At 58.8% G+C, this 12,584-nt stretch carries 11 protein-coding genes; 4 read left to right on the top strand and 7 right to left on the bottom strand.

Going from position 1 to position 12,584, the window contains the following annotated elements; genetic code table 11:
• The first annotated feature begins 14 nt into the window (after positions 1-14).
• Both ACOOHD_RS16765 and ACOOHD_RS16760 read left to right on the top strand, forming a co-directional pair.
• The gene (locus ACOOHD_RS16765) at positions 15-2,993 is read left to right on the top strand and encodes a SusC/RagA family TonB-linked outer membrane protein (RefSeq protein ID WP_420459024.1); all 2,979 of its coding nucleotides are present in this window, start codon (positions 15-17) and stop codon (positions 2,991-2,993) included.
• Positions 2,994-3,107: 114 nt separating this feature from the next.
• Positions 3,108-4,640 carry a RagB/SusD family nutrient uptake outer membrane protein gene (locus ACOOHD_RS16760; protein WP_420459023.1) on the top strand — a complete coding sequence of 511 codons (1,533 nt, stop codon included), beginning with the start codon at positions 3,108-3,110 and terminating at the stop codon, positions 4,638-4,640.
• A 90-nt stretch (positions 4,641-4,730) separates the two neighbouring features.
• Here the strand turns inward: ACOOHD_RS16760 and ACOOHD_RS16755 are convergent, their stop codons facing one another.
• From ACOOHD_RS16755 to ACOOHD_RS16725, 7 genes are all read right to left on the bottom strand, one after another.
• The gene (locus ACOOHD_RS16755; protein ID WP_420459022.1) at positions 4,731-5,657 is read right to left on the bottom strand and encodes a 2-hydroxyacid dehydrogenase; all 927 of its coding nucleotides are present in this window, start codon (positions 5,655-5,657) and stop codon (positions 4,731-4,733) included.
• Positions 5,654-6,139: a VOC family protein gene (locus ACOOHD_RS16750; RefSeq protein WP_420459021.1), complete on the bottom strand. Its 486-nt coding sequence runs from the start codon at positions 6,137-6,139 to the stop codon at positions 5,654-5,656. The genes ACOOHD_RS16755 and ACOOHD_RS16750 overlap by 4 nt, the downstream gene beginning before the upstream one ends.
• A gap of 219 nt (positions 6,140-6,358) precedes the next feature.
• The gene (locus ACOOHD_RS16745) at positions 6,359-7,519 is read right to left on the bottom strand and encodes a mandelate racemase/muconate lactonizing enzyme family protein (RefSeq protein ID WP_420459020.1); all 1,161 of its coding nucleotides are present in this window, start codon (positions 7,517-7,519) and stop codon (positions 6,359-6,361) included.
• On the bottom strand, positions 7,516-8,400 hold the full coding sequence (locus tag ACOOHD_RS16740) for a sugar phosphate isomerase/epimerase family protein (RefSeq protein WP_420459019.1): 885 nt from the start codon (positions 8,398-8,400) through the stop codon (positions 7,516-7,518). The genes ACOOHD_RS16745 and ACOOHD_RS16740 overlap by 4 nt, the downstream gene beginning before the upstream one ends.
• A 60-nt stretch (positions 8,401-8,460) precedes the next feature.
• Positions 8,461-8,991 (bottom strand): hypothetical protein, encoded by a 531-nt coding sequence (locus ACOOHD_RS16735; protein ID WP_420459018.1) that lies wholly within the window; start codon positions 8,989-8,991, stop codon positions 8,461-8,463.
• Positions 8,992-9,015: 24 nt separating this feature from the next.
• The gene (locus ACOOHD_RS16730) at positions 9,016-9,552 is read right to left on the bottom strand and encodes a hypothetical protein (RefSeq protein ID WP_420459017.1); all 537 of its coding nucleotides are present in this window, start codon (positions 9,550-9,552) and stop codon (positions 9,016-9,018) included.
• Positions 9,553-9,560: 8 nt separating this feature from the next.
• Positions 9,561-10,832 carry a tetratricopeptide repeat protein gene (locus ACOOHD_RS16725; RefSeq protein WP_420459016.1) on the bottom strand — a complete coding sequence of 424 codons (1,272 nt, stop codon included), beginning with the start codon at positions 10,830-10,832 and terminating at the stop codon, positions 9,561-9,563.
• A 230-nt stretch (positions 10,833-11,062) separates the two neighbouring features.
• Between ACOOHD_RS16725 and ACOOHD_RS16720 the strand changes: the two genes are divergently transcribed.
• Both ACOOHD_RS16720 and ACOOHD_RS16715 read left to right on the top strand, forming a co-directional pair.
• Positions 11,063-12,106: a proline iminopeptidase-family hydrolase gene (locus ACOOHD_RS16720; protein WP_420459015.1), complete on the top strand. Its 1,044-nt coding sequence runs from the start codon at positions 11,063-11,065 to the stop codon at positions 12,104-12,106.
• Between the two features lie 56 nt (positions 12,107-12,162).
• Positions 12,163-12,501 carry a hypothetical protein gene (locus ACOOHD_RS16715; RefSeq protein ID WP_420459014.1) on the top strand — a complete coding sequence of 113 codons (339 nt, stop codon included), beginning with the start codon at positions 12,163-12,165 and terminating at the stop codon, positions 12,499-12,501.
• The last annotated feature ends 83 nt before the right edge of the window (positions 12,502-12,584 follow it).

Here is a 12,584-nt window from a genome sequence, read left to right as displayed (position 1 = left end):
TTCTCCTATTTTTAATGCTCCTAAGTAGTGTGGCCTGGGCCCAGGGCACGGTCACCGGCACGGTGGTTGATGATTCCGGGCTGGGCCTACCCGGCGTGAACGTGATCGTGGTAGGTACCAGTTCCGGTACGGTTACTGACCTGGATGGCACATACAGCATTACGGCGGATGCCGATGCTACGCTACGGTATTCCTACATCGGTTTTGCCGCTCAGGAGATACCAGTTGACGGCCAGGCAGTCATCAACGTTACCCTAGGCAACGATGCCGGCCTCCTCGATGAGGTCGTCGTGCTCGGCTACGGCAGTCAAAACCGCGAGTCGGTCACCGGGGCCATCAGCTCGGTAGGCGGTGAGACGCTTTCGGAGATTACTACCCCCAGTCTGGGTGAGGCCCTACAGGGCCGCCTAGCTGGCGTACAGGTTATCGCCGGCGGTGCGCCCGGTGAGGCACCCCAGGTACAGGTGCGGGGTATCGGCTCGATCAGTTTCGGCTCCGGCCCGCTCATCGTAGTCGACGGTATCCCAAGTGCCGGTGGCTATAACCAGTTCGATACGCGCGACATCGAGAGCACTACCGTGCTGAAGGACGCCTCGTCTACGGCGATTTACGGTTCGCGTGCCTCCAACGGTGTAATCCTGATCACAACCAAATCGGGTAGCAAGAATTCCCCCATTAGACTCGGTTTCGAAACCACCGTAGGCGTACAGACCCAGAACAAGCGGTACGAGACCATGAGTACGCCCGACTACCTACGCTACGCCGAGATCATCTCCGGTAACCCCGTTGCGCGCGACCTGAACGAGATCGCCCCGGGCACTAACCTGGCCTACCGCGACATCGATGTGGACTACCAGGACGAGCTATTCCAGGACGGTCTGATGACACAGAACTCCCTCAATATTTCGGGCGGTGGCGAGCGTAGCTCGTTCTACTCCAGCTTCGGTTACTTCAAGCAGGAAGGTATTATCGTGGGCGGTGGTTACGAGCGTTACAACTTTCGCATCAACAGTAAGCACGATCTATCCGCTAACGGGAAGTTCCGCTTCGGACAAACCCTACTGTTGGTTAACGATGATCGGCAACTGGAAGAGGGTAACCTGCTGGTCAATGCCGTACAGTCTATTCCTTACCTGCCTTCCCGCAACCCCAATAACATCGGTGGTTTCAATGGCGCCCAGCAGGGTCTTGACAGTGCTGACCCGCGCAACCCATTGCTGGCAGCTCTCTTTATTCAGAATAATAACCGGGTATTCAAAACGCTGGGCACTGCCTTCTTGGAGTACGACCTGCTCGAAGGCTTGACTGCGAAGGTGCTTTTTGGAGCTAACTACAGCGTGTTCCGTGGCTACAACCAGCAGCCGATCTACCAGTCTACGGTGAGCCGGGACCTAAACCAAATCACTGAGGAGCGATCGACCGACTACTCACCGCTGTACCAAGCGCAGTTGAGCTACGACCGGATCCTGGGTGACCACACCATCAACGCTACGCTGGTAGGGGAGATTCAGGAAAACTACGGCTACTACGTACGTGTACAGGGCAACCAGACCACGAATGAGATCAACGTTGTATTGGGAGCGAAGGATATTGTCGGTCAGAGCAACCGTACTCAAGGGGTACTCCAGTCATTTCTAGGCCGTGCCACGTATGGGTATCTGGGTCGCTACCTGCTTACGGTAAGCTTCCGTCGCGACGGTTCCTCGATTTTCGCTCCGGGTAACAACACGGAGATTTTCCCCGCCGCCGCCCTGGCCTGGCGCATTAGTGAGGAAGGATTCATGCAAAACACCGCCGTATCAACGCTGAAACTACGCGCCAGCTACGGCCGTACGGGTAGTATCGGACTGGGAGCTTACACCTTCCAGGCGCCCGTGATTTGCTCACAGGGTGCTGTGGTTGGTGGCGAGAGTCCGGTAATTGGTTGCTACATTGATGCGCTTGAAAATAGGGAACTTAGCTGGGAGATCACCGATATGGCTAACATTGGTATTGACGTCGGCTTCCTCAATAACCGACTGAACTTCAGCGCTGAATACTACGACCGTCAGGTAGACAACCTAATTCTCGACGTTCCCATTGCCCCCTCTTTGGGTCCCGATGGAACCAGTCAGAACGTAGGTGCCATGAGTAACACCGGCATCGAGTTTCAGGGCGAGTACATCAGCAACCGCTCCAATGCCTTCCGCTGGGAGGTAAGTGCCAACGTTAGCTCGAACACGAACGAGGTGAAGCGACTGGCTGTGGAGGACGGTGAGATTCTACTTGGTCAGAATCAGGTAGGCCAGGGATTTACCTCCGACCTACCCCCTACCATCACCCGTGTTGGTGACCCGGTATTCAGCTTTTATGGCTTCAAGACTGATGGACTGTTCCGCACCCAGCAGGAACTCGAAAACTCCCCCTTCCAGGAGAATGCTGCCGTTGGTGACGTTAAATTCGTAGATACTAATGGAGATAACGTCATTAACAACGACGACCGGGTCATCATCGGCAAGTACCTGCCCGACTTTACCTACGGCTTCACCTTCAAGGGGTACTACTCAAACTTCGACGCCAGTCTGTTCTTCGCCGGTAGCCAGGGCAACGATATATACAACGGTTTTGCCTCGCTTCTGAGTCAGACCCAGCGCCTGTTTAATGGCTCGCCCGATCGCCTCAATGGTTTCTCCCCGGAGAACCAGGACACCGACATTCCTCGTATAGCACTAAACGACCCCAACCGGAACCGCCGGATGTCAGACCGCTTTTTGGAGGATGGATCCTACCTACGGCTGCGTAACGTTACCCTCGGTTACACGGTTCCCTTCGGTGAAGGAGCCGCCGTGTCAAAGTTGCGCGTTTACCTAAGTGCACAAAACCTGTTCACTCTTACCGGCTACAGCGGACTTGATCCCGAAATCGGTCAGATAAGCCAGGGACTGGTGGGCTTCGACAATGGACGCTACCCCCAGGCCAAAACGTTCCTGATCGGAGCCCAGGTTGGCTTCTAACGGACATACTAGCTCCAACTAGTCCGTGCTCCATTTTATAACACTACATTTAACGTCGGTAGGCAGATCTCCTGAAGATTGCGCCTACCGATCCCGCTATAAAACATTCCTATCATGCGAATAAAACTACTCCTCTCGTTGGGCCTGCTACTGGTCATCAGTTTCGCTTGCAACGAAGACGATCTGGTGCAGCTCAACCCTAACCTGGTCACCCCCGATAAATTCTTTCAGGACGCCGGGCAGCTAGAGACGGCCGTGCTCAGTGGGTATGCCTCGCTCCGTTCGCAGCACATGACACTGCGGCACTACTACTTCATCCACGATCAGATGGATGATGACCACCTGGCTACGTCCGCTAACCAGATCGAGCCCCTGCTCGTAGTAGGTCAACAGAACGCTTCTAGCTTGGTGATCCGTCAGCACTTCGATGCGCACTACGATATGATCCACCGCATGAATACTGCGCTCGACGGTATTGCCGGCAACGAGACGGTAGACGATGCAACCAAGCTTAATTTGGAAGCCGAGGCCAAGTTCCTCCGGGGTTGGTCGTACAACGAAGTAGCCACCCTATGGGGCCGAGCACCCATCTATACCACGCGTGCCCTGAGCCTTGATGAATACGCTCCCATCTCCGAGCGTGACGCCGTTTTTGCTCAGGCCCAGTCTGACCTCCGCTTCGCCATGGATAACCTGCCTGAGGACCGGCCCGGTTCCGAGATTGGCCGAGCCACAAAGGGCGCCGCCATGGGTTTTCTGGCCCGTAGCCTGATGCAATCGGGCAATGTAGCCGGTGCCAAACCAATTCTACAGCAGATTGTCGATTCCGGTAAGTACTCCCTGAATGAGAATTTTGGGGACAATTTCACGGAGGAAAATTATTTCACTCCGGAGTCTCTTTTCGAAGTCGTCTTCGCCCAAAACGGTGCGTACAACTGGGACGATGCCGGTGACTCTAACTGGGGGGGTGGTAACTCCCGTTCTGCCCGTGCCCAGGAGTACGGCCCGTTCTGGCGTAACATCATTCCCTCTTCGGAGGCTCTCAATGCTTTTGCCTCCGAGGTTAAGGGAGATAGGTACACCGACCCCCGTTTTGCCGAGACCATCATCATTGAGGGTCAAACGTACCTGGGTGGCACGGAGGAATTCGTCCTGAATCGCAACAGCGATCCCATTGAATACAACGGAGAAGAGATCTGGGCCAACTTCTACAAGTACGGTGTCTACTACAAAGAGGTACCCGGTGGCTTTCGCCTTTCCAACACCAACTTCATCCTAATGCGCTATGCCGACGTGTTGCTGCTGCTGGCCGAAGCCGAAGTTCGCACCGACGGTGATCTGGATAAGGCTCGTAGCCTCATCAACCAAGTACGTGCTCGCGCCGGTGCGCCTAATCTGGATGATTCAGGTATTGCTAATGGTTCAACCGACGAACTGATGGCCGCCGTCATCAAGGAGCGTGAGGTAGAACTGATGAGCGAGCAGGTGCGCGGTCGTGACCTACGTCGCTGGCACGCCGCCGGCATCGTTAATGCTGAAGCCATTCTGGGATATAAAGAAGGCAAGTTTGTACTTCCCATTCCACAGGATGAGATTACTAACAATCCTATGGTTTCCCAGGCCGACCAAAATCCTGGCTACCAGTAGTAGGGACGGTACACTTCCACTACCTCTAGAAGCATCGAAGGACCGCTTATCTCCGGAAAGCGGTCCTTTTCTTTTTGTTGCAGCGGTAGATTACAGCATATTCACCCGATACTTCACCCCGATCGCCCCACCCCCCAAATACTCCACCACGTGCCGCACCCCCCGCTCCGAAAGCTCCCGAAACGTAAGCGCCGTCAGACTGGCCGCATGGGGGGTGATCAGTACGCCAGGGTGGGCTACGAGCCGCCGCTGCACCTCCCCCTCCCCAGAAAGCAGATCGCTCGCGTAACCCGCCAGTTGCCCACGCTCCAACGCATCCAGCAGCGCGGCGGCATCCACAATCTCGCCGCGGGCGGTGTTGATCAGGTAACTACCGGGCTGCATCCGCGCCAGGGCGTCCGCATCAATGAGGTTGTGGGTCTCGGAGGTCAGTGGTACGTGCAGGCTTACCACGTCGCTCTGTGCCAGGAGGTCGACTAGCGGGAGGTGACCCTCCGCGGTATCGCCCCGGTGACGGCGTGCGTAGCTCACCTCCATGTGTAGTGCACCTGCGGCCCCGCCCACCCGCTTACCGATGTCGCCGCGGCCTACGATGCCTAGTCGAAGGTCACGTAGTTCCTTGCCGGCGTAGGTGGTGCGGTAATCCCAGTTGCCCTGCTTGACCTCTTGCACCAGGCGGTACATGCCGCGCACCAGCATAAGCATGAGGCCCAGGGTGTGCTCGGCAACGGTGGCCGCGTTCACCCCCGGCACGTTGAGTACCTGGACGCCGTGGGTGGTGGCGTAGTCTACGTCGATGTTGTTGACCCCCACCCCACAACGCACAATCACCCGCAGGGCCGGGCAGCGGTCGATGAGCGGTCGGTCCACTTCCCCCTTGCCACGGGTGACGATGGCGTTTACTGCACCATAATCGACGGACTCTACTCCGGGTAGTATGACTCCGTAATCCTCAGACGGTAGCAAGGTATAGGCCGCCGGATCGACGGATTCTAAAAACAATACGGTCGGCTTCATTCGGGGACGGGTGGGTGGTAAAGAGTCGCGTTTTCAGCCTTATAACCGCGGAAATCGTTGCGGCCACTCACGTACAGTCCCTCCTGGTAGAGCTCCTCTTCAAATATCTTCGGGTCGATCTCCGCCTCCGGGTAGGAGGTAAGCTCCAGCAGGTTGCCGGCCGGGTCGCGGATGAAGGCCTGCATGGCCCCGTCGGGCAGCCGGCGCACCTTCCCCCAGGGCGTAACATCGATGCGCCCCTGCTGCTTGAAGCGCCAGTACATCTCCGAGAAGTCATCGACGCGCAGGCAGAGGTGGCCCCGAAACGAGCGCGTATCCTCCCACTCGCTCAGGTGCAACTGGGTGGTATCGGTGATACGGAAAAAGGCCGTGGGGTAGTCAAACACAAAGGCCGGGATGGGTTGCAGGCCCATTTCGTGCTCGTAGAAGGCGGCGGCTTCTTCGAGGTGGTCTACGATGAGGGTGACGTGGTTGATTTCCAAGGGGGAAGGTTGTTGGGTTGGGGAGTTGTTGGGTTGTTGCGTTGTTGCGTTGCGGGCGTTATAGGTGTGGCAGTTGGGCGGGGCCGCAGGTGCAAACAAAGTACAAAGCGGCCTCCGGCCGCGCCAGCAAAATGCAGCCTCCGGCTGCGCTGATATACCAAGACGAGCGAAGCGAGCATCCCCACAACGCGACAACTCATAAATGCGACAACTCAACAACTACACCCGAAACTTACGAATAAACTCTCCATCCACCTCCACCCCCAATCCCGGCCGTTGCGGAGCCCTTATCCGTCCATCCTTTACCACCGGTGCTTCCTTGACTAGGTCATACAGTAGCGGATTGCCGCCCAATGAATGCTCAATATAGTGCGCCGAGGAGCTGCTGAAGGCCAAATGCACCCCCGCCATGAAGCTAAATGCAGAACCCCAGCAGTGGGGGGCAAGCTCGAGCTGGTAGGTCTCGGCGAGGGCGGCCACACGGCGAGCCTCGGTGATACCGCCCACGATGGCGCAGTCGGGCTGAAGTACGTCGACGGCCCCTGCAGTGATGAGGTCGCGGAAGTCGAAGCGGGTGAATTCGCTTTCACCGGCAGCGATCGGGGTGGTGGTACCGCGACGGATCTCGGCGGTGCCGGTCTTGTTATCAGAAGTCACGGGCTCTTCGAACCAGTACAGATCAAGATCCTCAGTCAGGCGAGCGTAGCGGCGGGCCTCGGTAACGGAGAAGGTGCCGTGGGCGTCGACCATAATGTCGATACTGGGGCCAAGGGCTTTGCGGGCCACCTCGGTACGGGCTATGGTGTGGCGGACGGTGTGGTCCATGACTCCCACCCGCATCTTGATGCCGCCGTAGCCGTGGTCTACATAGGACTTGAGCTGATCGCCGAGGGCATCCCCGTCGGCCCAGCCGCCGCTGGCGTAGCAGGCCATGGACTCACGGCATGCACCCCCTAGTAATTCGACGACAGGGAGGTCGAGGCGCTTACCCTTCAGGTCCCAGAGGGCGGTGTCGATGCCACTCAGGGCGGAGACCGTAGTGCCCCGGTTCCCTAGAATAGGAAAGACCCGACCCCGGTCGCGGGCGTAGTGGTAGCGGCTGCCATTGTAGACCGTATCCCACACTGCGGTGATGTTGCTGGCTTCTTGTCCAACAAGTTGGGGAGCAAGCTCCTGCTCGATGCAGGTGACGATGCTGGCGCAGGCCCCGGTGGCTCCGACAGCAGCCTTCGCCTCGCCGTAGCCGGTCATTCCGCCCTCGTCGACCACTTCCACTAGCGTCATATCGAAGTGGGTGAGGTGGCCGTAGTCCGAGCGCCACTGCCGGCCCGGGGGGATGGGACAGCGCAGCCAGTAAGCGTTGATGGCCTTAATCTTCATAGCAAGGGTAGCAGCGTCTCGGCGGAGGTACGGGTGAGCATCGTGTAAAACTCCTCGGTGAGGGCCGAGCTGCCGTGGTCCTCCAGGAACTTGCGGGCCTCCTCGGTAAGTCCCTGCGGGTCGGTGTCGATGTTGCCGGGGTAGGGATTGGCGGGGGTGCGGTCGACCGGGGCGGCGAACTCTACGGAGAGCGGGCCGGTGAAGCCTACTTCCTTCAGCGTGCTCACTAGCGCCGGCCAGTCGATGCTCCCCATACCCGGGGCCATGCGGTTATTTTCCGCAACGTGGAAGCCTACGAGGCGATCTCCCGCCCGGCGGATCGTGTCGTGGGGGTCCTGCTCCTCGATGTTCATGTGGAAGATGTCGAGACAGACGCCACAGTCCGGTCCGGTCGCCTCGGCCAGCGCCAGGGCCTGATCGCCGCGATTGACGAAATAGGTCTCGAAGCGGTTGATGGGCTCGATACCGAGCCGCACACCGGCCGCCTGCGCGAACTCGTAGCATTCCTGCATCGAGGCCACCGCCCACTCCCACTCCTCCTCGGGTCGGGCACCGGGCATGATCTTTCCTACCGTGCCGGGCACTACGCTGACCATCCGCCCGTCGAGCTCTTTGACCATGGTGATGATGTCCTTTACGTACTGTACGGAGGCGGCGCGCTCGGCCTCGTCTACCGCCAGCAGATTACGGGTACCGAGCATGAGCGTTACTGAGCCCCAGCACTTGATGCCGTACTGCTTCAGGAGACCGCGTACTTCCGTGGTATCGTAATCGGCCGGCGTACCCTGTATTTCCAGGTACTCATACCCCAGGGGGGCAATGCGGGCCAGGGTGGCTGCGAGGGGCTCGGCACGCATCCAGTTGTGTATAGCTAGGGGCATGGGGGATTTATGATTTACGATTTTGGATGCACGACGTACGATTTGTGAGCAGTATGGTACTTATTCTTCCCGGTAGAGTTTAGCCTTCGTGACGCTGCCGATGCGGTAGGCACGTACTGGAGGAATGGTATCGCTGCCCACGGTGGTAGCCCCTGACTCCCGAATGGGACCTACCGGACCGCCGGTGATCTCGTACTCCAACGTGTCCTGAGCAGTATAACAGATCCGGGCGAGCAGGTCGCTGCCCATGACGTCGAAGCGGCTGTAGAGGCAGTTATCGACCAGGTACTCGTCGAGCAGGATGCCGTTGCGCTCGTCGATGACGTAGTGCCCGGCGGTGGAGTCGACCGACTGGAGCAGGTAGCTGCGCTCATCGACCGGCCTACCCTCGGGCAGGTAGCGGATGATGTAGTTGATGCCGCCCGTATCGGCCAGACTGAGCTCGAATTCCATCGGCACGGTATCCACCTGCTGACCGGCCCGCCAGATCGCCAGGTCGCCCCGCCAGCTGCCGTACCAGTCATCGGGGAAGGTCTGGGCATAGAGCAGTACGCTCAGGAAGAGGCAGCTGCCGGTGAGGAGGGTCTTCATAGGTCGGTCAAGGTAGGCAACATCTTAGGTTTCCAGTTCGTAGCCGTAGTGAGCGGTCTGCTCCCGTAGGTAGGTATTGAACCGTAGGGTACGGGTCAGGAACTTGTCTACCAAGTAACATTGTGGCGGAGTGCGGGTTGGGTAATTAGCCGCTGCGTAGATGCGCCGCTGTAGAGTACCCTCGCTTGCGGTAAGCCAGTGGGCTTCGGCATTGGGTAGCTCTAATGCAGCTACCAGTCCCGGTAGTACGGCGGAGCCCTCTACAATCACTGCTCGGTCTTTCTTTTGATAGTCTGCCAGCACCTGCAACACCAACGGCCACACGGTCAGTCGGTAGTGGTCCAGCATGTTAGCGAGGAGTTTACCGGGAGCTAGGGTACGGTAATGCTCGGCTACGTTCGGCGGTACTTCCTCCGGGGGGTTGCGCCAGGGTCGGCCCGGATGCTTGGCTAGGTAGTCCGTGGATAGGAAAGGAATTCCCAGGGTGCGGGAAAGCTCCGTAGCGCGGGCGGTCTTGCCGGTATGGGAGGTGCCGCCGATGAGGTGGAGGGTAGAGCTCACTGCTGGGTCTATTCTTCCTCGGTATACACCGTTGGCTCGGGGTAGAGGTCTCGGAGTCGTCGTAGCAGTCTCGCGTTTTCCAGTAGGGGGGTGAAGCGGAGGTCGTTGTACACGACCTGCAGGGTAAGGGGTGCAAAGGTATTGGACCTAGCCAGCGCCTGCAGGACCTGCTCGGTATCTTCGGTCAGGGCATAATACTTAGCGAGCTGCAGGTAAGCCATGGCCTTATCGTCGTCCTGCTTCGCGTTGTTAAGCACGTACTGTAGGTACTTCATACCGGTGAGGGTATCGCCCGCCTGCACGACCACTAGCCCTTTTTCGGCAACCGCTACGAGCAGTTTAGGAGCATATTGCAGCACGGTATCAAGGTAGCTCAGGGCCAGGGGGTAGTCTTCCTTTGCCAGCGCCCGGTCCTTAGCATCCCACAACTTGAGGAGGGTCTCCTGGTATTCCCCCCGCCAGTCGACTACTTCGGGGCCCACCACCGTAAACGAAAAATTGCGGTAGTCGTAGGAGCAGCTCAGGTATACCGAATTCTCACGCAGGTAGTCGTCGCGCTCGGCCAGGTCGATGCGGCTCCAGCGATGGTTGACCTGCACCTCGGCCCAGAGCTGGTTTTCCAGCACCGTGCCAAAGCGGAGCACTTTGCCCGACACCAGGCGGTGGGCGATGCCATGGTACTGCAGCCCCAGGGAAAGCAGTTCATGCTTGCGGCGGGGGGTGGTCTGGCCGCGGAAGAAGTCTTCGAGCAGGGGCTGCTCCAGGTTAAAGTTTTCCGGATCGCGGACGGCTTTAGTGCGGCGTAGCACCCTGAGGAGGCGCTCTACGGTGGCCGTTACATCTTCGCGAGCGGCCTTGCCGAGTGCTGTCTGACCGACTTCGGTGCGGGGCAGCGGCGGTAGGACGTAGGTGGCGGGGTCGGCTAGCTCGCGTAGTGTATCCGTAACTGCGGGCGGGCTTCCCCACTCCGGCAGGGGGTTGGCTACGATCCGGTAGGTGAGGTGTACGCTATCGGTCGCTGGAGTTTGCCATTCGAAGAAGCTACTGTCTTCAAGTACGGCGGTGGGCGCGGGACTTAGAGTAATGACCGTCACGCCTTGCCGCGGGGAAGCCAGGGGGGTGCTCAGTCCTACGTAATAGCCATCGCGGGGGGTGCCGGGGGTGAAGTAGATCGTTTGGGTGACGTCTAGGATTATCTGAGTGCTTGCGGTGCAGGGCAGTAGGCAGGCCAGGGCGGCAATCCAGTAGCGTACTAGTGAGTAGTGGTCCAAACGGGGCATACGGCCAAGATAAAGCCAAGGCGGGGGATGCGTAGTACAATGCTGCCTCCGGCAGCGGCAGACGTAGCAGCCTCTGGCTGCGAGAGCCGCCTTGGCGGCGACCAGAGTGAGACGGGAAGTGGAGCAGGTCTTGGAATAATGCAATCGGCTCTGTACCCCAGCGCAGCCGGAGGCTGCATTTTGCTACCGCTGCCGGAGGCAGCATTGTACTTTACTGCAAATCTTAAACCATGCTACGCTACCTAGTTTTCCTCGGAGTACTCACCGCCTGCTCCCCCACCCCGCCCGCCACGGTGGCCAATGCCGAAGACGATTCATTCGCCTACTACGATAACACCGGCCGCGACGACCTCCTCTCCGGCGGCGTGAAGATGATCCCGATCACGACGCCCAGCGGCGAGTACCGGGTGTGGACCAAGCGGGTGGGCAACAACCCCCGTAAGAAGGTGCTGCTGCTCCACGGCGGTCCGGGCGGCAACCATGCCTACTTCGAGGCCTTCGATAGCTACCTGCCGGGGGCGGGCATCGAGTACTACTATTACGATCAACTGGAAAGCGGCTACAGTGACAAACCAAACGACCCGAGCCTGTGGACGATCGACCGCTTCGTCAGCGAGGTGGAGCAGGTGCGCACGGCACTGGGACTGGATGCCGACAACTTCTACCTGCTGGGGCACTCCTGGGGCGGTATCCTGGCCCTGGAGTATGCCTTCGCCCACGGCGAGAATCTGAAGGGGCTTATCATATCTAATATGATGGCCTCCGTGCCGGAGTACAACCGCTACGCCGAGGAGGTGCTGGGTGCGCAGCTCGACCCCGCCGTGCGCAAGGAGATCCGCGACCTAGAGGCCGCCGAGGACTACGCCAATCCCCGCTACGAGGAGCTGCTGATGACCACCTACTATCCCGAGCACGTGCTGCGCATGCCGGCCGCGGATTGGCCCGAACCGGTGCTGCGGGGCTTCGGCGACCTGAGCTACGACATCTACCTGGCCATGCAGGGGCCGAGCGAGTTCGGTATCCGTGAGGGGGCGGTGCTAGAAGACTGGGACCGCTTCGACGACCTGAAGCAGCTTACCGTACCCACGTTATGCATCGGGGCGGAGTACGATACGATGGACCCCCAGTATATGGCTAAAATGGCCGAGCAACTCCCCAACGGCCACTCGCTCTACCTGCCCGAGGGAAGCCACATGGCGATGTACGACGACCAGGAACGCTACTTCGCGGGGCTGATCGATTTTATTAACACGGTGGACACGCAGGGGAAGTGAGTAGTGGGATGAACCGAAATCCCCTTTAGTCCATTGCCATGGTAAACACCCTACCTATGGCAACCAATGACCCGACCAACCTAGACGCCACCATCGACGCCCTCGACCAGGACCTCAGTGAGGCAAAGACCGGCGCTTCTACCAACATCCGCAACTGGATCGATAACCTCAGCAGCAGCAACGATCAGGCACAAAAGCGCATCGCCGAAGACTTGCAGCAGCTTGAGAGCGCCCTCGGTGCCGATACCGTGAATGGCAACCAGGTCAAGCAGCTACTGAGCTCGCTCGGTCAACAGACCACCGCTGCCGCCGGACGCGCCGAGGGACTGACCTCCAATAAGCTCATGCAGCTCGGGCGTAAGCTTTCGGATGCTGCCGAGTCGATCGGTAAATAGGACAACTCGTGGGGAAGGTTTGTACGGGCCGTCATTTGTTCACGATATTCTAACAAATGCGTTTAGGTTAATTAGTTGAACAA

This window comes from Neolewinella sp. (assembly GCF_965214665.1).
In the GTDB taxonomy this organism is placed as follows: domain Bacteria; phylum Bacteroidota; class Bacteroidia; order Chitinophagales; family Saprospiraceae; genus Neolewinella.
This window is presented reverse-complemented; position numbering and strand designations above follow the sequence as displayed.

Bases quoted from the DNA above. Each gene is read 5' to 3' on its own strand.
- ACOOHD_RS16765 (WP_420459024.1), top strand. From the start codon at position 15: ATGCTCCTAAGTAGTGTGGCCTGGGCCCAGGGCACGGTCACCGGCACG.
- ACOOHD_RS16760 (WP_420459023.1), top strand. From the start codon at position 3,108: ATGCGAATAAAACTACTCCTCTCGTTGGGCCTGCTACTGGTCATCAGT.
- ACOOHD_RS16755 (WP_420459022.1), bottom strand. From the start codon at position 5,657: ATGAAGCCGACCGTATTGTTTTTAGAATCCGTCGATCCGGCGGCCTAT.
- ACOOHD_RS16745 (WP_420459020.1), bottom strand. From the start codon at position 7,519: ATGAAGATTAAGGCCATCAACGCTTACTGGCTGCGCTGTCCCATCCCC.
- ACOOHD_RS16740 (WP_420459019.1), bottom strand. From the start codon at position 8,400: ATGCCCCTAGCTATACACAACTGGATGCGTGCCGAGCCCCTCGCAGCC.
- ACOOHD_RS16735 (WP_420459018.1), bottom strand. From the start codon at position 8,991: ATGAAGACCCTCCTCACCGGCAGCTGCCTCTTCCTGAGCGTACTGCTC.
- ACOOHD_RS16725 (WP_420459016.1), bottom strand. From the start codon at position 10,832: ATGCCCCGTTTGGACCACTACTCACTAGTACGCTACTGGATTGCCGCC.
- ACOOHD_RS16720 (WP_420459015.1), top strand. From the start codon at position 11,063: ATGCTACGCTACCTAGTTTTCCTCGGAGTACTCACCGCCTGCTCCCCC.
- ACOOHD_RS16715 (WP_420459014.1), top strand. From the start codon at position 12,163: ATGGCAACCAATGACCCGACCAACCTAGACGCCACCATCGACGCCCTC.